We start from the raw sequence: 21155 nt of genomic DNA on the forward strand, positions 1-21155 counted from the left end.
ACAACCCATGCTCTGACACCCTTGCCAGCAGGATCTGGCACCCGTCGAGACCCCGAGCTCCGGACCATACGGCGGCGATCAGGCGTCACTCGGTCGATCGCTACCGGCCGGCCAGACCCGCAGCAATCCATGACCGGTGGCGGCGGTGGTGATCGTCACCAGCTCGGCGTCCGCCTGGATCCAACCCCTCCACGAAACGCACCCGCACCGGGAGTCGCCGTGCAGTGCCCGGCTGCCGGGCAGCGTCGGCGCAGGCCGCACGCAGCGCGGCGAAATCAGTGGGGTCGATGGTCGGTCGTGCACTTGCCACCATCTGGAATCGGCGAACGGCGTCGTCGTCACCGAGCATGTCGACCTCGCCCTGCCAGTGCCCGCCCGGTTCCAGCTTGGTGACCATGTCGAAATAGTCGACCCTGCCGTCGAAGCGAACCATCCGCCCGAACGCGTCGGGCGGCGTGCGCACCACCTGCACCTGCTCCGATTCCCTGGCGAACGCGAGCTCTTCCAAACCGGGCCCGTGGTGGGCGAGTTCGGTGACCGCGTCCCAATCCCAGGCAGCGACCCGTCGTTTCGGCCGCACCGGCGTATCCACCGGACCGATCCAGATCTGGACGCCATGTACCCCGCCGAATGCGCACCGGACCGGCTCGGCCAGTACCACGTTGTCACCCACGACCGTGCGTTCCGGGTCCCCCGAAGCCGCACTTCGCCGACCAGCGTCGACAACGAGACGGGCACGCGCCGGGCCTACGCTACGGTGCAGGCGTGCAGCCACGGTCCACGGTTTGGCCTGGGCGTCTTCAGCGACGAGAGTGGGTTCGAGATCTCCGGCGAACGTCCGCGATCAGCTCGGTGCCACGCCGCGGCCGGCGCGTGGCAGATCGAGATCGAGCGGGATGCGGCCCTCCCGTAGCTGTGCCTCAACTTCTTCGGCGGGCATGGGTCGTGCGATCAGGAAGCCCTGCGCGCGATAGCAGCCGAGGCCGACGAGCGTGCGGGCCGCCATCGCCGTCTCGACGCCCTCGCCGACCACGCCGAGGCCGAACGAACCGGCGAGTCCGATAATCGATTTCACGATCGCCAGGTCGTCGTTACTGTCACCGAGTCGCTGGACGAACCCGCGGTCGATCTTCACCGCGTCCACCGGCAGCGCCTTGAGATGCGACAGTGAGCTGTAGCCGGTGCCGAAATCATCGATGGCGATCTGCACGCCCATTCGCTTGAGTCCGCGCAATGTGAGCCGGGTGCGGACCAGGTCTTGCACCACAACGTGTTCGGTGATCTCGAGGCAGACCGAACTGCCGTCGATGCCGAACATGTGCAGGACATCCTCGATTCGTTCGACGAAGTCCGCCGAAACCAGCTGCACCGGAGAGACATTGATCCGGATAACGACATTCGAGGCCAGGCCGCGCCTGCGCCAATCAGCGAACTGCGCACAGGCGGAGCGGATCACCCACCGGCCGAGTTCGCCGGCCAGGTTGGTGGCCTCGGCGACCGAGACGAACGCACCGGGCGGCAGCAGCCCGCGGGTGGGATGCTGCCAGCGCACCAGCGCCTCCAGCGCCACGATCCGGCCGGTCCGTAAGTCGACCTCGGGTTGGTAGTGCAGCACCAGCGACCCGTCCGACACCGCGGTGCGCAGGTTGAGCTCCACGTCGTCCTGCAGTTCGAACTGCGCGCGCATGGCATCGGTGAACACCGCTACCCCGTTGCCGCCGCCGGACTTCGCCGACAACAGCGCGTGATCGGCGCGGCGCAGCACATCCGACACCGAGGTCTCCCCGGGAATGCCGAGTGCTACACCGACACTCACACCCCGGCTCACCGATTCCTGCCCCACCGAGACGCGGCGGCCGATGAGCTCCTGGATGCGGGTCGCCTCCAGTTCGGCAGCTACGGCGTCCATCGGCTTCGCGGGCACGATCACGAACTCGTCACCCCCGAGCCGGGCGATCATGTCGGTGGGTTCCAAATTCTGGCGCAGTCTGTGCGCCAGGGTGCGGATGAAGTTGTCGCCCGCGCTGTGGCCGAGGAAATCGTTGAGCGCTTTGAGCCGGTCCAGGTCGAGGAAGAAGGTAGCGATCGGGCCCTGGTTGCCCGCCTGCAGCCGCTGCTCCATGTATTCGAGCAGGGCGCGGCGATTGGCCAGCCCGGTCAGGTCATCGTGCAGGGCGATGTAGCGCAGCTGTTCCTCCGCCACCACGCGCGCCTGTAACTGCGCGAACAAGGCGGCGATCGCCTTGAGGACGTTGAGCTCCCGGTTGCTCCAAGCGCGGTCACCCATCTTCACGAAGCCGAGCACGCCGGTGGACTCGCCGCGCGAGACCAGCGGCACGCAGGCCATGGCCACCTCCGGGATGCCCGAGGACTTGCGGATCGTCTCCTGATAGTCGGCGCTATCGGTGCCGGGCCGCACGACCAGCGGTTCGACGGCGTATTCGAGCACCCGGAAGACCGAGTCGGCGTGTTCGAATTCGACGACGCGCAGCGGATCGGGATCTGGGATATCAGCGCGAGGTGGCCATTCCGCGATAAGGACGGTCGCACGCCGCGCACGGTCGGTGTGGCGTAAATAGCTCACATCGACATCGAAGTGCTCGACCAGGGCGGCGAGCACACGCTCGCTCACCGCCACCATGGTCGTGGCGTCGACACCCATCAACTCGGAGGCGACCTGTGTCACCAGTGAGTCGAGCGTTTGCCGAGGCACATTGTCTCCGATCCGCGCTATCCGTCGTTGCTACTGCCGGGCACCGGCACAGTCCTACTGCCGGGCACCGGCAACCGTCGACTGCGAACGCTCGCAGCCGCGGCGTAGCTCAGACGAAGAACCAATGCCACGTTCTCATCCTCAGGGATTCCCAGCAGGTCCAGGAAACGTCTCTGAATGCTGGCAAGTGTATCTGTGAACTCGGGAGAAACGCTGTGCAAATCATCCCGCCGGTCGGCATAGAGGAACACCGGCGACACCGGCTGCACCGCCAGACCCAGCAGGTGCGCACGTAGCCACACCCTTTCCACCGCCGCGCCGGCTCGTGCGTAGTCGGCCAGATCCGGTCCGCCGTCGCGGCCGGCGAAGGTGATCGCCACCAACGCGGAGCTGGCCCGCACTCGATCGACGGTGAACTCACCCAGTGCCGAACCCGCCGACCACTCGCGTAACCGGTCCATGACATCGGTACGGCGGCCGACCTGCATCTTCGCCAGTTCGTCCGGGGCCGGGTCGAGCGTGCGCACGTCGATCCCGGTGGTCGAGTCCTCGCCCGGCCACCGCAATTCGGCGTAGAGCTCTTCGTGGAGCTGGGGGGTGAGGTAGCGGACACGATCGCTGGCGCCGAGCAGCAATGCCGCCTCGGCCAGCGCGTCGGCGTGGGTGATCGCGCGCACGCTCGCCCGCTCGGCCGCCGCGGCGTCGGCCAGCGCGGGCAGGACTGATTTCGGCAGCGGCGTCGTGACGCCGAGGCGGCGGTTGGTGTGTCTGGCGAGCGCGAGCGGATAGTCGGCGGCGAGGTCGGGGTCGGTGCCCGCGCGCAGCCGCAATCGGGCGATCAAGGGAGCCGCCGGGTCGTCGACGATCAGTTCCTGGTCGGCGAGCAAGCCGTGCGCGGCGGCGGCCGCGCGGGCGTTGTGCAGTGCGGCGCCCACCGCGACGGCACTGCCACGCAGGTGCACGTCCATGGCGGTGGTCGTAGCGGGGTCGAGGGCGAGCTCGATCGTGGAGGTGTCGCCGCGCAACCGCCACGGCTGGATGTTGCCCCCCGACGGCGCGCGCTGGGCGCAGGCGAGAATCGCCTCGACCGGGTCGGCAGGCGGCGGTTCGACGGGCTCATCGACGACGGCGTCGATGCCGTCGTCGAGATAGCCGGGCTCAGCGAGGGAGTCCAGGGCCGCCTCGAGATCGACGCGGGTCCGGCCGGAGGACAACTTGGCGCCGAGCCCGATCCGGCGGACGGCCGCGGTCACGATCGCGGCGCCCAGCTGCACATCACTGCCGAGTTGTGGCCAGGTGGTGATCGTTTCACCGATCTCGGCGAGACTGGCCGCCATTCGCGACGACAGTTGTCCCGGGTCGAGAATCCGCAGCACGTGCGGCGCCTTGGCCTTGGTGTCGAGGCCGGCCAGCTGCTCGCCGGTGGTCGCGCCGAGCAGTCCGTGAAAGGGTTCGCGATCGGGTTCGAGGTCGTATCGCTCGACGTCGAACAGCCCACGGTCACTGGTCTCCATCAGCAGCGGGATCCGGTGCCTGCGCGCGGCCTCGCGGACCGCGAATTTGATGTCGAGGGAATCGCATTCCTCCACGACCACCGAGAGCCCGTCGAGGAACTCGTCGACCGTGTCGGCCAGCACGCCAGCGGGCCAGATCTCGACCGGCAGGAAGGGGTCGAGTTCGGCGATCCGGCGCGCGGTGACGACGGACTTGTTCACGCCGACATCGAACAGTCCGCCCGGCACCCGATTCAGATTCGACAATTCGATCGTGTCGAAGTCGGCGAGGCGAAGCAGCCCGCAGCCACCCTCGAGCGCGAGGGTGTAGGCGATCGAGTGGCCGACACTCTGCCCGACGACGCCGACGACCAACTGGGCGAGGCGCTGTTGTTCGCCGCTGGTGAGTTTGTTGCGGTTACGGTCCGAGCGGATCGCCCGGAACGCGGCAGGCCCGAGGATCGCGACCAGCGCGCGCCGCCACGGGTAGTAGATCCAGCGTTCCTCGGCGGGGTCGATCCCGGGCGGCAACCCGGTCAGCCGATCCAGTTCGGCACGCAGCCCCGCGCGCAGGTCATCGGTGCGCATCCCAGGTCGGCCTGCCAGCTGCCGCAGGGTTGCCGCGTCGGTGGGGTCGGTCGGATCGAGGACGAGGGGGCGATGATCCATCGCCGGATATTCAGGGTCGGTCATGGAGCGAGCCGACCCCGCACCCGGAGCACCCCGACGCGACGGTGAATGCTCCGCAACCTCACTCCAGCCCGCATAGCTTCGTCAGCCATCGTGTTCCTACTCCGTGCTCAACGCCTGCGCGCGGTCGGCGTCCTTCCGATGCCAACTCGTGCAGTATCCGTCATTCCGAAGGAATCCACCATACGAGTGGCTAATTTTCCGGTAACCTTCTGAGCCAGTTGAAATAATCCCAGGTCAGAACGGGCGAATGCGCGAAAGGTGAACGAGTCAAGACCGATCGGTTCGAATTCGGCTAACTTTCAGCTATCGACAGTGATCGACACGAACAGTTCCACCGTGTCGGGGCCGTGCCACACTTCGATCTCCTCGCGGTAGGCGCGGGAGATCTCGGCCGACGCCGTCGCGTCGTCGACCTGGGCCCACACGTCTTCCACCGGGTCGTGATAGTCACCGTTGGGCGCGAAACGGGCGTAGATGCCCTTGGGAACGCGCAGCATGAGATCGCCCACCGGCACGTCGGCCGGGGTCGCGTATTCGCGCGCGACCAGCGCGTTCCAATTTCCCGCCGGATCGGGGACGTAGACCGTGTGCAGCGGTTCACCGGCGCCGGGCCGGTCGCGCAGTCGGTCCTTGAGGAACTCGATCAGATCGCTGTTGCTCACTTTGAAGCTCGGATGCACCCGGGGTACGGCCAGGCCGCCGTACAGCGCCGCGCCACGGACCACGATCGAATAGGTCATCGCGGGTCGACCGCCAGGTACAGGTCGATCTTGTAGGCGTGCGGGTAGCACTCGAAATCGCCGGTGAAGGTGCGCTTGATCTGGTTGTGCTCCTCGGCGTAGGCGATCTGGGTCCACAGATCCGTCATCACCTGCGGGAAATTGCCGACCGAGGAGAAGCGCGCGTACGCGCCGCGCGGCAGCCGAGCCGCCAGATGTCCACGAGTCACCTGGTCGAGCGATTCACACTGATAACCCACGATCTGGGTGTTGTACGTGCTCAACTCGCCGGTGTAGTCGGTGTAGGCGCTGGCCAGTGGCCCGCCGAGATCCTGATGCAAGACCGCCGACCATGCCGCTTCGAGGTCACGGTCGCGCAGCTCACCGAGTGCGCGTTTGGGACTGCGAACCGGAAGACCGGCCACCCAGGTCTCGTCCCGCTCGACGATTTCGAACTGCAATTGATGACTCTCTCGAAGGGTCCTGCTCGGGTTGCGCAATGCTATCAAACCCCACCCTAACCATATCTGAGCTGGACAAATGTCCACCACCGCCGAATGGACGCCTGGCGCTATTGTTCGATTCATCTCCATGCTCTAAGCTCCCGCGCTCGTGTGGGTACGCGCGGTGCTGGAACCGCGGAAACAAGTCGTGGGTTGGGCCGGTGTCGTCATCGCGGCCGTGCTGGTCGGATATCTCGCTGTGCTGCTGGGGGATTCGCGGCACTTCTACACCGACGACACCGAGGCGCAATACGTGCCGATGTGGCAGTTGCTCGGTACCGAATTGCGGGCGGGCAGATTCCCGGCGATGGTGCCGTGGGAATGGATGGCGGGCAATTACAGCCTCGAAGAGGCCGGACTCTACAACCCCGCGCAGTTGCTGGTGTACGTGCTGGCGCCCTCGTTCGACAATCTCGCGCTGTACGCGACCACCGTGAAATTCGTGTTCTCGGCGATCGCCGCGCTCGGCGTCTTTCGCATCTGCCTGGCCTACGGCGCCCGCGCGCCATGGGCCGCGGTCGCCGGAGTGGCGTTTCCGTTCAGCGGCTGGTTCCTGTTCTTCGACGAGGCCAGCTGGTTCACCTCGCAGACCGGCACCGCCTGGCTGGTGCACGCGTGGGCCTCCGCGGTGCTCTACGCCCGAGGGCGGACCGGACCGATTCCGCTGTTCGTGTTCCTGTACCTCGCGCTGACCATCCAATACGCCTTTCCCGCAGTCGAATCCGGTCTGATGATCGCGACGGTCGCCGCGGGCGAGTACCTGCACCAGCGGCGGTGGGCGCCGGTATTGCGCCTGCTCACCGCGTCCGGCCTCGCGGTGCTCGCGTCGATGATCGCGAATCTGCCGATCCTGCTGTCCTCGCAGGCCACCTGGCGCGGTGACGTCTCCACCATCCACAACGACCCGTTCCTGACCGTGCCGTGGTCGGAATCGCTCAATGCCAGCCTGCCGAGCACCGTGCCCGCGTTCACCGCGTGGTGGGGGCATGTGCAGCCGCTACCGATGGTCTACATCGCGTGGTTCGTGATTCCCGCGCTCGCGTTCATCGACTGGAAGGCCGCCGCGCGCGCCGCCGCGTCCTGGAGCGGGATCGCGCTGTTCGCGGTGGCGACCCTGATGTGGACGGCCGGGCCGGGCGCGATCGGTCCACTGCGGTGGCCGGCGCGGGTGTTGCCGATGCTCGCGATCGCGTTGCTGGTGCTGGTGTGTGTGCTGATCAGTCGCTACGGGGATTTCTCGTCGTCGAGGCGGCGTTACGCGGCGGCGGGCGCGCTGATCGCGTTGCTGTTCCTCCGATCGTTCTCCGCCGCACCGAAACTCGTCGAACGGCATGCCCTCGCGGTGTTCGTGGTGCTCGGTCTCGGGGCCGCAGTGGTGTGGTCGGCCCGCACGCGCGGGATCGCCGCCGCGGCGGCGTTGACGATTGTCGCGACGTTCCCGATCGCCTTCGTCCAGGTGGCGTCGGCGCCACGGACCCCGATGTCGTACGGATTCGCCGAGCAGCGCTCGGACATGACCGCCGCGTTCCCCGACTTCGGCGGGCGCACACTGCAATTGGCGGACCGGATCATGGTGCGCGACGAAGAGCGAACGCTCGCAGGCACTTACGGCTCCATCGCACTGGGCAGCTACGCCAAGAACCTGGGGCTGCAATACGTGAACGGGTACACCCCCGTGGGGCACGCGGCCTTCGCCGGCTTGCTGTGCATGGCATGGGACGGCGGCACCTGCCCCGACGCGTACAAGAGGGTCTTCGCTGTCGAACCGTCGACCGACACACCGATCGTCGATTTGATGCGGCTGGATCGCATCGTCCTGCAGCGCAGTCAGTATCCGAACGCGGGAAACGACCCGGCCCCCGCGGGCTGGAAGTTCGTCCACTACCCCGGTCACGAACACCAGATCTGGGTACTGGAACGACTGAACCCACTACCCTCCCCCGGCGACCTGATCGCCCACGAATCCGGCGTCCACGCCAGCGTCATGCCCGAAGCCGGCCTCACCAACCGCGCTACCGTCTCGTCCGGGACCGGCGGCCGAATCGTGTTGTCCCGCCTGGCCTGGCCCGGCTACACAGCCACCCTCGGCAACAGCGAAATCCCCGTCCGAGCCGTCGCGGGAACCTTCGTCGCGGTGGACATTCCCCCCGGTACCCGCAACGCGACCCTCACCGTCACCTGGCGCCCACCCGGCCTGTCCATCAGCCTCACCACCGCCCTGCTGGCCCTGATCGGCATCACGACCCTGCAGTGGTTGTTCCGCCGCACCCGTCGGCACAACCCACCCGAAACCCTCGAACCCCACCCCTCGAGCAATCCCCCGACCCCCCAACTGGTCACCGTGATACCCACCCCGTCAACCCCATCCCCCGCACACCCGCCCCCACCGCGAACCCCAGCCGAGCCCTGCCTCCAACAACCCACCCACCGCACTCCCGACCCCTAGGGAGGGACGGCCACGAAGTGGCCGGTCCGCGGCCGGGTCGCCGGTCAGGCGCCGGTGCGTAGGCGACGAAGGAGCAAGCACCGGTGCCTGACCGGCGGCCCCTCAGGGCCGCGGACACGCGCGCGCCAGCGCGCCAAAAACACAGCGTCAAACCGTCCGGGACTACTTCTCACCCGATCTCTCACCCGATAGCGGCAGCCAAATGCGGCCAAGCCTCATGCAAGTCAGCCTGAAACTGCCCCCAGGTATGCGACCCGCTAGGCCGATGCACATGCACAGCCGGAATCCCCAACTGCCCCAACCGCCCCGCGAAAGCAGCCGTACACGCCCCCGCGAGAGCCTCGATCGGCGGCATCGGCAAACCCCGATCCTGCGCACCCGGAACCCCCGTCGCCGCGGACAGGAAAACAGCCTTCCCCGCGAGCCGCCCCGCGTTGGCGAAGACATCGTGCTCCTGCCACCCCGGCCCACCGGGCAGCCCCCACATATTCCCCGGATTCCCACCGCCACGCACCGCCTGCGCGCTGGCCATCGCGATCCCCATCGGATCCGACGCCCACGGGCAACCACTCAGCGCCGCCACCGCGGAAAACCGCGAACCACTCCGAATCGCGAGATCCAGGGCCGAGGACGCGCTCATCGACACACCGGCGATGGCATTGCGCCCACTCGTCTCGAGCGCGCCGTCGATCACCCCGGGTAACTCCTGCGTCAGATAGGTCTCCCACCGCACCCGGCCCACCCCGGGGTCATCGGAGATCCAATCGGTGTACAGCGTGTACGCGCCCCCGACCGGCATCACCACATTCACGAACTTGTCGGCGAAGAAGGTGCGTACGTCGGTGTTGTCCCACCACGAGATCCCGTCCGCCCCACCACCGGCCCCGGTGAGCAGATACAACGTGGGCGCCCCGGCCCCCGCCGCCTTGATCACCTTGTTCTGGATGACCCGCCCCATCGCGGGCGAGTACACATCGATCTGCGCGGACCTGCCACCCAGCGGCGCCTCGCCCGCCACATAGGCCCCCGGATCGGCCGATGCCTTCGCGCCCCCGAGAGCGGCAACAATCGCGCACACCACAGCAAGCCACGTTCTCGATGCAGTCACCTCATCGGTATACCCCGCATTTCGGGCGCCACTCCGGGAACACACCGGCGCGCCGTAGGTCGAAATCGGGCAGTGACCAGGCTCACCATCCCGCCCGAGATTCGCTTCGATATCCCCGGGACCTGCGACTTTCGATACGTTCGCGCTGACGCGAATCCGGAAAACCAGGTGATTTGTGTCGTACCCGCCCGGAATACTGACCGGCGCCCGATGAGTTGGACCGACGGAATCCGTCTTCTCTCTTGTGGTGCCGGGACGTCGTCGACTCGGCATCGGGCCACAGCTCACGCCCCGCCGTACCCATGTCCTCCGGAGGTTACCCCGATGCCAGCCGATCTATCCACGCCGACGACGAAGGGCAAGACACCGACCGTCATCCGCGTGCTGGTGCTCGCGACCTTCGTCGTCATCCTCAACGAAACCATCATGATCAACGCGATTCCGCGGTTGATGAGCGATCTCCACGTCACCGAGGTCGCCGCGCAGTGGGTCTCCACCGCGTTCATGCTCACGATGGCCGCGATCATTCCCACCACCGGCTGGTTCCTGCAGCGGGTCACGACCAGGCAGGCCTACGCGGCCGCGATGGGCGTGTTCATCGCGGGCACCGTGATCTCGGCGCTCGCGCCGACGTTCGCGGTGCTGTTGGTCGGCCGCGTCATCCAGGCGGGCGGCACCGCGGTGATGATGCCGCTGCTGATGACCACACTGATGACCGTCGTGGCGGAACAGGACCGTGGTCGCGTGATGGGCAACGTCACCCTGGCCATCTCGGTGGCGCCCGCGATGGGCCCGGTCATCTCCGGCCTGATCCTGCAGATCGCCATCCCCGGCATCGACTCGTGGCGGCTGCTGTTCGTGGTGATGCTGCCGATCGCCGGTCTGGTCACCTGGCTGGGTCTGCGTCAGCTGGAGAACGTCGGCGAGCCGCAACCCGGCACGCTCGACCTCCCCAGCGTGGCGCTGGCGGCTCTCGGCTTCGGCGGATTGGTGTTCGGGCTGAGCAAGTTCCACGGTGACAGCTACACCACCGCGGCACTGATCACCGCCGCCGGCGTCGCGCTGATCGCGGCGTTCGCGCTGCGTCAGATCAGCCTGCAGCGCAACGGAACCCCGCTGCTGGATCTGCGCGTCCTGCTGCAGGGCACCTACACCAAGGCACTGGTCCTGATGTCGATCGCGTTCCTGGCGATGATGGGCTCGATGATCCTGCTGCCGCTGTACCTGCAGAACCTGCGCGGTCTGAGCCCGCTGGAGACCGGCCTGCTGGTGATGCCGGGCGGTCTGGCGATGGGCCTGCTCGGCCCGACCGTCGGCAAGCTGTTCGACAAGTTCGGTGGACGCCTGCTGGTGATCCCCGGCTCGATCGGCATCGCGGCCTCGCTGGCCGGTTTCACCCAGATCTCGATGGACATGCCGTACTGGCAGCTGCTCGGCCTGCACATCCTGCTGATGGTGTCGCTGGCCGCGACGTTCACCCCGGTGTTCACCCTGGGCCTGGGCGCACTGCCGATGCACCTGTACTCGCACGGCAGCTCGATGCTGGGCACCATCCAGCAGGTGGCGGCGGCCTTCGGTACCGCACTGGTGGTCACCGTCATGTCGGCCCGCAGCACCTCGCTCATCGAAGAGGGCACCCCGGCGGCCGTCGCCACCCTCGACGGCATGCGCCTGGCCTTCCTGATCTCGGCCACCCTGGCCCTGGTCGTGATCGCCATGGCGGTCCTGCTGCCGAACCGCGCGGCGACCGACCCGCACGCCGCACCCGTGCAGGACGAGGCGGACGAGCCGGAGCTGGTCAAGAACTGACCTCCCGGAACCCAAAGACGAACCCCCGGCCGCCTTCGCGACCGGGGGTTCGTTTGTGTCGTCCTCGCTCAGTGCGTGGGTCGGGTGGTGGTCCGACCGTCTCGCCAGAGGCCGAGATCGAAATACAGCGTGGTCATGGAGTCCCACATGGTCGACCACTGCTGCTTCGGACCCTTGCAGACCCAGACGGCGGTCATGCGGTCGATGCCGGGAATGCCCATGGGATCGTCGAGGTGGACTACGCGCTCCACCTCGGTGAAACGGGTGCGCAGTTCGTGTTCGGCGGTGTCGAGCCCGACGTAGACCACCGACGTCGCCGAGTCCGGTGGCGGGCCGAAGAACCCGAAGCCACGGCTCGGGCTATAGGTGGCGGGTAGCCCGTGCTGCCTGCCGAACTGTTCTACGGCACCTGCTTGCGGATAGCCCTGCGCGACGATGACGGCGTCGGCCTTTTCCGCAGGCGTCAGCGTGCGGTAGCCGTCGTTGACGGCGGAAACCATCAATGACCAATTGGTGTTTCCGAAGAATGCCGTTCGGAGTCCGAGATCGATCGCGTCCTCGGCCTGTGTGCGCCAACTGGGCGCGAGGGGTATCACCGTGAGTGTCACGATGGTCGTCAGCACCGAGATTCCGGCGATCGGAACCAGCGCCACATTCATCCACCGTTTCCGGTCGTACTGCCAGAGGCCGGCGGCGCCGAAGGCGAACATCGCGGGAAAGAGACCGCCCGGATAATAAGGCCGTCCATGCGTGAACATGACAAATGCGGTCATGATCACAAGTGCCACCGCGATAAATCGATACGGGCGCAGCGACTCCTGTTCGAAGGCCGCCCAGAGTCCGATAGCGAGCAACAATGTGCCCAGGATGCCGGCCAAGATGGGAAACTGCGGAAGAAATCCCACCGGACCGTAACCGGTGGCATCCTGCTCGGCTCCGATGACCGCACCCATTGCCAGCTGTGGCCAATTGTGTTGTGACTGCCAGTAAAGAATCGGGATCAGCGACGAAGCGAGAATGCCGGTCGCCACCCACAGCGCGGGGCGGCGCAGGATGTCGCGGGGGCCGCACAGGACCACCGCTGTGCCCAGGCACGCCCAGACGATGGGGATCATCCACTTCACCTGCATATCAAGGGCGGCGACCAGTCCGGCTACGACGATCAGCCAGTCCTGGCGCGTGCGAACCCAGCGAATGAACAGCCAGGTGATCACGGCCGTGAAGGTGGCATCGAAGGAGAACGTGCTCAGCACGACCTGATTGGCCGCCAGTCCCGACAACGCGTACGCGGCCGCGGCGAGCATCTGAACGCGGTGGCTGCCCCGGAGTTCGTAGGCGATCAGTGCCGCCACGACTACCGCACCCACGCACATCAGGACAGCCGGGAAGCGCAGGGCCGTCACCGATCCCGGCGCGAGCTGGTCGGCGATCCACGCGAACATCGGCACCACCACGCCCTGATCGGCATAGGTGTAGTCGAGTCGCCGTCCGGCGGAGAGGAAATAGAGCTCGTCACCGAAGTAGTCGTAACGGCCCGCCGTTGCCGTCAGCGCGATCGCGGCGATCGAAGCGATCAGCGCGACGCCACGATACGCGAACGACGGATGGGTATTCGGTATTTCTTCGGGCTCGGTACGAACCTCGATGACCGCTGTCATGAACTGCCTCTGATGCTTTCCAACAGACGCGTTCGACGCCCCTCCCGATGGTGACGTCACATCTGTTCGCTGGTGAAACGATTCCTCCCCGGCAGCGAACTTGGTGAGCGAGCGCTCGCGGTCCTGCGCGGATCATGTGATTTACCGGAACGTTACTGCCATTCAGCAGGGTCCGCAAATGCATCGACCTGCACAGTAATAGCCATTTTCGGTCTATCGGCTACCACTTGGTCAGCGTTACCAACGTGACCGATATTACGGTTTATATAGTTTGCGAATAAGTTGAATCCAGTGCTGTACAGCAAAATGAAGCTTTCACAATGAAATTCTACATATACCGACACCGGGAATGAAACGACTATTACTCACCAGTAAATATTCATCAATGTATCGTGCCATAACTATTGGGGGCATGCGATCTATTCGTATCGCGCCTAGAGTGCGCGCCACGGCGGAGGGGCGGCGGATGTTCGCCAGGTACAGAGAAAGGGCCCGGTCGGTGACCGGGCCCTTCTGGGGGTGGAGCTAAGGGGAATCGAACCCCTGACCTTCTCGATGCGAACGAGACGCGCTACCAACTGCGCTATAGCCCCGTGCGGCTCTGGCGAACCGCGCTGTGACACTGTATCAGGGGTTGCGCCCCGATACCGAATCGGTACTCTGACCTGCTGATTTGCGTGGTTGCACCAGTTACTCGCCGACGGCTTGACCGAGGTCTTCGACCCGGTTGCGGAGTGCGCGAGAAGTGGCCGGATCGAAGATTTCGAGGAACTCGAACCTCGGGTCCTCGTCGTCGGTGTCGAGCAGGGTGGAGCGACGGCGCAGGGCGCGTGCGGTGTCGCGGTCCATGGTGCGCCGGGTGGTAGCCGCCTCCGGAGTGGCTTCAGCGGCTTCCTGGCGCTTGCCGCGAGTGAGGCGAGCCGCGCGCCTGCGGCGGATCTCCTCCTCCAGGTGGACCTGCTTACGCAGGTAGGCGAGATAGCCCGTGAGCACCGCCGCCGACAGCCCGCACGCCCACCAGAACATCGAGTTGAGCAGCAGTCCGAACGCGGCGAACAGGATCAGGCCGACGATCAGGCCCATGACCGCCCGCTGGCGAAAGCTGTAGCGGGCGGCGCGGGCGATCGCGTCGGCCTCGGGGTCGTAGCCGCCGCGACCGCGGCGCGACGGGGTGAAGTCGTCGTCATCGTCGAATTCGGCGTCCTCGACGACGAGGTCGTCGAGTCGGGCCGGCGGCGCGGGTGGGATGCGCGCGGCGACGGGTGGGTCCTCGTCGGCGTCCGCCGAGACCGGCTGCGCCGCAGCATCTTCTGTTTCGTCGTCGTCGGGATCGGCTGTCGCGGTGGGCTCTCCGAGGTCGTCGGGGTCCGCCTCGGCTTCGGCGGCCTCGAGTTCGACTGCGGGGGTCAGCTTTTCGTCGTCATCTTCGGTGACGGGCTCTTCGGTCGTCATCCGATCCTCCGAATCAGTTCGGTGGGAGCGCTTGCGAAGCACACGGGGTCGGTAATCGGGGTCACTCTCGTGACCGCCCGCCGCGCCGATGCGGATCCGTCGTTCGGCCCCGCCACGGTGCAGCACGCGTGTGGCGAGCGCGGCATCGGTGGTGCGGCGGATCCGGGGATGCCGGTCCGCCAGGATCGGGAACAGGACGAAGACCCACAGCACCACCAGTCCGATCCACAGGATCGAATTCGGCATCGCGGTCATCACCTCCCGTCCCCACCTACGTGTTGTCCCTCTGTGGACGCACCACTGACGTCCGTAGGTTAATTCGGGCAGACGCACCCGTGTGGCAGGCGCGCCGTGCACACCTGCCACATGAGTAACAGAAATTTCACGGCAGCGCCGCTCGACCCTCCCTGACCAGGCGATCTACCACAGTGCCCATAACCTCTTCGACGGTCAGACCGACCAGTAGGTGATCACGCCACGCACCGTCGACATCGAGGTAGCGGCGCAGCAGCCCCTCCTCCCGGAAGCCGACATTGCGCAGAACCGCCTGGCTGGCAAGATTTTCCGGCCGCACCGTCGCCTCGACGCGATGCAGGCCGACCGGGCCGAAGCAGTGGTCGAGGCCGAGCGCGAGCGCGGCGGTCGCCACCCCCTGACCGCCGAGATCCTTGGCCACCCAGTACCCGATCCAGCCCGAGCGCAGCGCGCCGCGAACAACGTTGCCGATGGTCAACTGACCGCTGAACTGCCCGTCGACCTCGATGACCAGCGGGATCATCGCCCCGCGCCGGGCCTCGGCCTTCAGGCTCGTCCACAGCGACGGCCAGTTCGACGCGTGATTGCGCGCCTCCCAACTGCCGCGCCCGGTCGGTTCCCAGCGCTCGAGGTGGTCGCGGTCGCGCAGCCGGATCCGGCTCCACGCGGCGGCATCACGAAAACGCACCGGTCGCAGGGTCACCTTGCCGCCCGCCACCATTACCGGACCGAGCCGGGCGGGCCAGCCGGGATGCTGTCCGGCCCGGAATACGTTCATGGATTCCATTTTTCAGCCGCGCTGCGCCAAGAACGCGACTTGCACTTCGTCACCGGTGCGGAAATCGGTGTCGTCGGGTTCCACCACGATCAGGCTGTTGGCCTCGGCGAGGGACACCAGCAGATGCGAGGAGCCCGCGTTGCCGTTGCCGAGCGGCTGCACCAGGTAGTCGCCGGTCGTCTCGTCGCGCAGCAGTTGCGCGCGCAGGTAGCCCTTGCGGCCCGGCATCGAGGTGATGGGAGTGATGGTGCGCGCGCTCACGATTCGACGCATCGGCTGACGGCGGCCGAGCGCGATCCGGATCAGCGGACGGACCATCACCTCGAACACCACCAAGGCACTCACCGGATTCGCGGGCAGCAGGAAGGTGGGCACCTCGTCGCGCCCGAGCCGGCCGAAACCCTGCACGGAGCCGGGGTGCATCGCCACCCGGTCGACCTCGAGCTCGCCGAGGCCGTCGAGCGCCTCGCGCACCTGATCCGAGGCCCAGCCGCCGACCGCACCAGCGATCACCACGACCTCCGAGCGCACCAGCTGCCCTTCGACCACGTCACGCAGTCGGCGCGGATCGGCGCTGACGATGCCGACCCGGTTCACATCGGCGCCCGCGTCGCGCGCGGCCGCCGCCAGGGCATAGGAGTTCACGTCGTAGACCTGGCCGGGACCGGGCGTGCGGTCGATGTCGATCAGCTCGCCACCGATGGAGATCACCGAAAGGCGCGGGCGCGGATGCACCAGCACCTTGTCCTGGCCGACCGCGGCGAGCAGGCCCACCTGGGCCGCGCCGATGATCGTGCCCGCCCGGACAGCCACGTCACCGGGCTGCACGTCGTCACCGATGCGGCGGACGTAGTCGCCCGAGCGAACCGGCTCGAAAACCTTGATCCTGGCCCGCCCACCGTCGGTGAACTCCACCGGCAGCACCGCGTCGGCCAGGGTCGGCAGCGGCGCGCCGGTATCGACCCGGACGGTCTGGCGCGGCTGCAATCGGATGGGCTGGCGTGAACCGGCCACCACCTCGCCGACCACCGGCAGGGTGAGGTCGATCAGCTCACCCTCCTCGTCGCGCACGTCGGTGCCCGCGGCGGTGACGTCGACGCTGCGCACCGCGTACCCATCGATGGCGGCCTGATCGAAGCCGGGCAGCGGCCGTTCGGTGATGACGTCTTCCGCGCACAGCAAACCTTGGGCTTCGGAAATCGCCACCCGGACCGGCCGGGGTGCGACCGCAGCCGCGGTGACCTTGATCAGCTGATCCTCAACCGAGCGCATCGAGCTCCTGAATCTATGGCGGTGTACCTGACCGCGTTTAGGCGACGGGCGACTGTGGATCCCACTCCGGACTGAGCCGGAACTTCAGCCACTCGCGCAGTTGCGGGCCGTATTCGTCCCGCTCGAGGGCGAAATCCACAGCAGCTCGAAGATAACCGCCCGGGTTGCCCAAGTCGTGGCGCGACCCACGGTGGACCACCACGTGTACCGGGTGGCCCTCGGCGATCAGCAGTGCGATGGCATCGGTGAGCTGCAGTTCCCCGCCCGCGCCCGGCTCGATCCGGCGCAGTGCGTCGAAGATCACCCGGTCGAGCAGATAGCGGCCGGCGGCGGCCAGGGTCGACGGCGCGTCGGCGAGATCGGGCTTCTCGACCATGCCCTTGACGCGCAACACGTCGGTCTCGGCTCCGTCGGCGCATTCCTCGACGTCGAAGACACCGTAGGCGCTGACCTGCGATTTCGGCACGTCGATGGCGCACAGCACGGAGCCGCCACGCTCCCGGCGGACCCGGCTCATCGTCTCGAGCACGCCACACGGCAGCACCAGATCGTCGGGCAGCAGGACGGCGATGGCCAATTCGTCGTCGTCGAGGACGGCTTCGGCCTGGCCGACCGCGTGGCCGAGCCCGAGCGGCTCCTCCTGGACGACCGATGTCACGTCGAGCAGCGCCGGGGCCTTGCGAACCTTCTCCAACAGCGCGAACTTCCCGCGCTCGGCCAGGGTGCTCTCCAACACCAGGTCCTCGACGAAGTGGGCCACGACGCCGTCCTTGCCCGGCGAGGTGACGATCACCAGCCGGTCGGCGCCGGATTCGGCGGCCTCGGCCGCGACCAGCTCGATGCCGGGGGTGTCGACCACCGGCAGCAACTCCTTGGGCACCGTCTTGGTGGCAGGCAGAAACCGCGTCCCGAGTCCGGCCGCGGGTACCACCGCAGTGCGGAAACCGGAAGTCTTGTCTGTCATGCGCATACCCTATCCATTCAGTGCCGTCCGATCGCCTCCTCGCGACGATCCGGCGTCGGCAAGAGCTTAGGCGTACCTCCGCCTTCGCTCCGGCCGTGCGCAAAAGAGTTCGGATCGCTGCGCGCCTGTGCAGACTATGCGTACCTCCGCCTTCGCCCTGTCCGTGCGCGAAAGACTTCGGATCGCTGCGCGCCTGTGCAGACTATGGTGGTCGCTGTGGAGATGCCCGGTGAGCGCACCAAATATGCGTGGCGCGGCGAGATCCTGGCCACTCGCGCACAAGTGCAGCCCACCGAACACGCCGTCGACGCGGCCGCGCTCGCTTCCTCGGCAGCCCGCTTGGCCGGGCCCGATGACGTCGTGTGCGCCTACGTGCCCATTCGCGGCGAACCCGGCGATCTGCGCATGCTCGACGTGCTGCGCGCGCGTGGCGCCACGGTGTTGCTGCCGGTGACCCGCGAGCCCGGTCCGCTGAGCTGGGCGCGCTACGAGGGCGCGGATTCGCTGCGCAAGGCCCGCTACGGCCTGCTCGAACCGGCCACCGAGACGCTGCCACCCGCCGTGGTGGCCGACGCCACAACGATCCTGGTTCCCGCCCTCGCGGTGGATCGACGCGGCGTCCGGCTCGGGCGTGGTGCCGGGTATTACGACCGGACGCTCGGCGCTGTCCGTGCTGACGTGCGCCTCATCGCCGTTGTACGGGATAATGAGCTGGTCGACCTGCTTCCCGAGGAACCGCACGATCGGCGGATGGGTTGGGTACTCACCCCGGGTGGCGGGCTGCAACAGCTGGGCCGCGACCTCCCCGTTTCGCCGGAATGAAACGGCGATTCGCGACGTTGGCAGTGTCGGCGGTAGAGTGCTAGATCGACGAGAGACTTGCGGAGGATCCTGTGCCAACTTATTCGTATGCGTGCACCCAGTGTGACAACCGCTTCGACATCGTTCAGTCCTTCTCCGACGACACACTGACGGAATGCCCGCAGTGCTCCGGGAAGCTGCGCAAGCTGTTCAACTCGGTCGGCATCGTGTTCAAGGGCAGCGGTTTCTACCGCACCGACAGCCGTGGCGGCGCGTCCACCGCGAGTGAACCGGCGAAGACCTCGTCCGAGAGCGGCAGCAACGGGTCGAGCACCAACGGGTCCGGCAGCAACGGCGATTCGTCGTCGAGCGCGTCCACCAGCTCCACTCCGGCCGCCGCCAGCTGATCTATTCCACAGTTGTCCACAGCCCCGTAGTTATCCACAGGCGGGGCTTTCGGCGGCTTTGCCGCCGTGCCGCGGTTCTACGCTGTCGCCATGACTCGCAGTCTCGCCGATCTGGGACGTGGCAGTTCCTGGCGCTTCGCCCTCGGTAACCGTCCGGCCTGGGCCGACGCGCTGCTCGCCCGACGTATCGCCGCCGCTGTTCTCGCCGTGGCTGCCGTGGTGCTGTTCGTGCGTGGTGATCCCGGTGGCACGAGGGTGGCGGTTGTTGTCGCGGCCCGCGATCTCGCACCCGGTCGGCTGCTCGCCGCCGACGATCTGCGTGTCGATCAACATGAATCCCGTTCGCTGCCAACAGGTTCGGTCGCCGATACCGCTCCCCTGCTCGGCGCGACACTGACCGGAGCCATGCACGCCGGGGAAACCTTCACCGATCTGCGCGTCGTCGGGCCACGGCTGGCCGCTGCGGCCGCGGGTAGCGCCGATGCACGGATCGTGCCGATTCGATTGGCCGATGCAGCGGTGGCTGATGTGTTGCGGTCGGGTGATCGAGTCGATGTCGTCGGGGTCGAGGATGCGGGCGGGCCGGGGGCGAGCCAACCCGCGCGGACGCTGGCCACCGATGCCGCGGTCGTGCTCGTCACCGCGACGGGCGATCGGCGCGGGGCGGAACGGGTGGTCCTGCTCGCACTGGACACCGAATACGCCACCGCCGTCGCCGGCGCGTCACTGCGGACGGCACTGACTGTCGTCTTCCACTGACCGCCACCTCTGTCGCCCACAGAGAGTTCGCGAGAAATTTGCCCGAACTCTCGTTAGCATCGGATAGGAACCAAGCAGACCGTTTCGCAACATTCGATATGGAGCGCAGCGCCCCGGGCCGGCTCCTGTACGAAGGAGACATCGGCAATGCTCAAAGGTTTCAGGGATTTCCTACTTCGCGGCAATGTGGTCGACCTGGCGGTCGCTGTCGTCATCGGCACGGCGTTCGTCGCGATCGTCACCGCGTTCACCACGGGGATCATCAATCCGCTGCTCGCGGTGTTCGGCGGATCGAACGAGATGGGGCTCGGCTTCCAGCTCATCGCGGACAAACCGGCCACCTTCATCGAAATCGGGCCGATCATCACCGCGGCGATCAACTTCGTGCTGGTCGCGCTGATCCTCTACTTCGTCCTGGTGGTGCCCGCGACCAGGGCGAAGAAGCGTTTCTCCGCCGCCGACGAGAAGCTCAGCGAAAACGAATTGCTCATCCAGATCCGAGACCTGCTCGCCGAACAGCACAGCCGCTCGAACGGCAAGCACAGCTACCTGGCCGAACCGGCGTCGGATACCGACGGTAAGAAAACCTACTGATCCGGCACTCCCGCAACGCATCGGGTCCCGCTCACCAGGTGAGCGGGACCCGAGTTCCTACCTGGTGATTGCTCAGCCGAGGCTGAACGGCGCACCCCAGAGGGTCACCCAGCTGATGACGTTGTCGGTTTCCACCTCGACGCTCACGAACGAACGAGCCTGGGCGTAACCACCGCAGCCGGACAGGCCGATGGTCTCGTCGGCCCAGGTCACCGAGCCCGACCCGCCCTTGAAGGCATTGCGGGTCTTGTGGGATTCATTGCCGTAGTCGTCGGGCATTTCGAGATCGAGGACGTAGAAGGACTTCGCCTGGCCGGGGCCGACGGTGAGCTCGCCGCCGGTGTTCACCTCGCCGAACTCCACGCCCTCCACGACCTCGCCTCCAGCGTCTCCGAGCGCATCACCACCGGCGATATTGACCTGGCAACCCACGGTGTAACCGGGGAAGATCTTGCCACCGCCGTCACCGGAGACCGAGACCTGCGCACTACCGGAAACCCAGGCGTTGCGATGCGCTGGAGTGGACCCCATGGACGGATTGATGTTGGCGGACTCGCCGATCAGGCTGATGTCGACGACAGTGCCGTCGGACAGCGTCTTGGTGATGTGGCCACCCGGCAGCGGAACCACGGTGTCGGCATCGGCCGCACCCGTGAACAGCAAACCCGATGCCACAGTCGCCGCCGCCATGAATCCGGCTGCGCGCGCCATGCTCTTACGGTTGATCATCA

General features: G+C 66.8%; 17 protein-coding genes, 1 tRNA gene and 1 pseudogene. 6 read left to right on the forward strand and 13 right to left on the reverse strand.

Translation table 11 applies throughout. The features are described 5' to 3' along the window. Positions 1 to 100 precede the first annotated feature (100 nt). From OHS03_RS24255 to OHS03_RS24275, 5 genes and pseudogenes are all read right to left on the reverse strand, one after another. A pseudogene (locus tag OHS03_RS24255) lies at positions 101 to 814 on the reverse strand (GAF domain-containing protein); the annotation flags it as partial. A 30-nt stretch (positions 815 to 844) separates the two neighbouring features. Next, positions 845 to 2662, reverse strand: a complete 1818-nt coding sequence (locus OHS03_RS24260; protein WP_328664384.1) for a putative bifunctional diguanylate cyclase/phosphodiesterase — start codon at positions 2660 to 2662, stop codon at positions 845 to 847. A 68-nt stretch (positions 2663 to 2730) separates the two neighbouring features. Then, the gene (locus OHS03_RS24265; protein WP_328657280.1) at positions 2731 to 4899 is read right to left on the reverse strand and encodes an Rv1355c family protein; all 2169 of its coding nucleotides are present in this window, start codon (positions 4897 to 4899) and stop codon (positions 2731 to 2733) included. A gap of 299 nt (positions 4900 to 5198) precedes the next feature. Further along, a complete protein-coding gene (locus OHS03_RS24270) occupies positions 5199 to 5639 on the reverse strand; it encodes a hypothetical protein (protein WP_056813908.1) in 441 nt (146 codons plus the stop codon). Continuing rightward, positions 5636 to 6079 carry a GyrI-like domain-containing protein gene (locus OHS03_RS24275; protein ID WP_056813911.1) on the reverse strand — a complete coding sequence of 148 codons (444 nt, stop codon included), beginning with the start codon at positions 6077 to 6079 and terminating at the stop codon, positions 5636 to 5638. The genes OHS03_RS24270 and OHS03_RS24275 overlap by 4 nt, the downstream gene beginning before the upstream one ends. A 190-nt stretch (positions 6080 to 6269) precedes the next feature. On the opposite strand from OHS03_RS24275, the gene OHS03_RS24280 reads away from it, so the two are divergent. After that, complete coding sequence (locus OHS03_RS24280) at positions 6270 to 8567, forward strand: glycosyltransferase family protein (RefSeq protein ID WP_328657282.1); 2298 nt, start codon at positions 6270 to 6272, stop codon at positions 8565 to 8567. A 181-nt stretch (positions 8568 to 8748) separates the two neighbouring features. Here the strand turns inward: OHS03_RS24280 and OHS03_RS24285 are convergent, their stop codons facing one another. Beyond that, positions 8749 to 9675: an alpha/beta hydrolase gene (locus tag OHS03_RS24285; protein WP_235569384.1), complete on the reverse strand. Its 927-nt coding sequence runs from the start codon at positions 9673 to 9675 to the stop codon at positions 8749 to 8751. A 324-nt stretch (positions 9676 to 9999) separates the two neighbouring features. Here OHS03_RS24285 and OHS03_RS24290 point away from each other — a divergent pair, with 324 nt between their 5' ends. After that, entirely contained in the window at positions 10000 to 11484 is a 1485-nt protein-coding gene (locus tag OHS03_RS24290) for an MDR family MFS transporter (protein ID WP_328657284.1), read from the forward strand. A gap of 68 nt (positions 11485 to 11552) precedes the next feature. Here the strand turns inward: OHS03_RS24290 and OHS03_RS24295 are convergent, their stop codons facing one another. The 6 genes from OHS03_RS24295 to OHS03_RS24320 all read right to left on the reverse strand — a co-directional run bounded on the left by OHS03_RS24295 (position 11553) and on the right by OHS03_RS24320 (position 17863). Beyond that, entirely contained in the window at positions 11553 to 13142 is a 1590-nt protein-coding gene (locus OHS03_RS24295) for a glycosyltransferase family protein (RefSeq protein WP_328657287.1), read from the reverse strand. 520 nt (positions 13143 to 13662) lie between these two features. Next, a tRNA-Ala gene (locus tag OHS03_RS24300) sits at positions 13663 to 13735 on the reverse strand. 97 nt (positions 13736 to 13832) lie between these two features. Next, on the reverse strand, positions 13833 to 14840 hold the full coding sequence (sepX, locus tag OHS03_RS24305) for a divisome protein SepX/GlpR (protein WP_328657289.1): 1008 nt from the start codon (positions 14838 to 14840) through the stop codon (positions 13833 to 13835). 136 nt (positions 14841 to 14976) lie between these two features. After that, positions 14977 to 15627, reverse strand: a complete 651-nt coding sequence (locus OHS03_RS24310; protein ID WP_056816118.1) for a GNAT family N-acetyltransferase — start codon at positions 15625 to 15627, stop codon at positions 14977 to 14979. Positions 15628 to 15639: 12 nt separating this feature from the next. Continuing rightward, complete coding sequence (gene glp, locus OHS03_RS24315) at positions 15640 to 16899, reverse strand: molybdotransferase-like divisome protein Glp (protein ID WP_328657291.1); 1260 nt, start codon at positions 16897 to 16899, stop codon at positions 15640 to 15642. Positions 16900 to 16936: 37 nt separating this feature from the next. After that, the gene (locus tag OHS03_RS24320) at positions 16937 to 17863 is read right to left on the reverse strand and encodes a UTP--glucose-1-phosphate uridylyltransferase (RefSeq protein ID WP_328657293.1); all 927 of its coding nucleotides are present in this window, start codon (positions 17861 to 17863) and stop codon (positions 16937 to 16939) included. A 222-nt stretch (positions 17864 to 18085) separates the two neighbouring features. Between OHS03_RS24320 and OHS03_RS24325 the strand changes: the two genes are divergently transcribed. The 4 genes from OHS03_RS24325 (at position 18086) to mscL (ending at position 20424) form a co-directional block, all read left to right on the forward strand. After that, the gene (locus OHS03_RS24325) at positions 18086 to 18685 is read left to right on the forward strand and encodes a 5-formyltetrahydrofolate cyclo-ligase (protein WP_328664386.1); all 600 of its coding nucleotides are present in this window, start codon (positions 18086 to 18088) and stop codon (positions 18683 to 18685) included. 71 nt (positions 18686 to 18756) lie between these two features. After that, positions 18757 to 19071, forward strand: a complete 315-nt coding sequence (locus tag OHS03_RS24330; RefSeq protein ID WP_328657296.1) for an FmdB family zinc ribbon protein — start codon at positions 18757 to 18759, stop codon at positions 19069 to 19071. 90 nt (positions 19072 to 19161) lie between these two features. Next, complete coding sequence (locus tag OHS03_RS24335) at positions 19162 to 19830, forward strand: SAF domain-containing protein (protein WP_328657298.1); 669 nt, start codon at positions 19162 to 19164, stop codon at positions 19828 to 19830. Between the two features lie 147 nt (positions 19831 to 19977). Then, positions 19978 to 20424, forward strand: coding sequence for a large conductance mechanosensitive channel protein MscL (gene mscL / locus OHS03_RS24340; RefSeq protein WP_301903581.1), 447 nt, complete (start codon positions 19978 to 19980; stop codon positions 20422 to 20424). A 72-nt stretch (positions 20425 to 20496) separates the two neighbouring features. On the opposite strand, the gene OHS03_RS24345 is transcribed toward mscL, so the two are convergent. Next, entirely contained in the window at positions 20497 to 21153 is a 657-nt protein-coding gene (locus OHS03_RS24345; protein WP_328657300.1) for an MspA family porin, read from the reverse strand. Between the last annotated feature and the right edge of the window lie 2 nt (positions 21154 to 21155).

Source organism: Nocardia salmonicida (assembly GCF_036142455.1).
In the GTDB taxonomy this organism is placed as follows: domain Bacteria; phylum Actinomycetota; class Actinomycetes; order Mycobacteriales; family Mycobacteriaceae; genus Nocardia; species Nocardia salmonicida.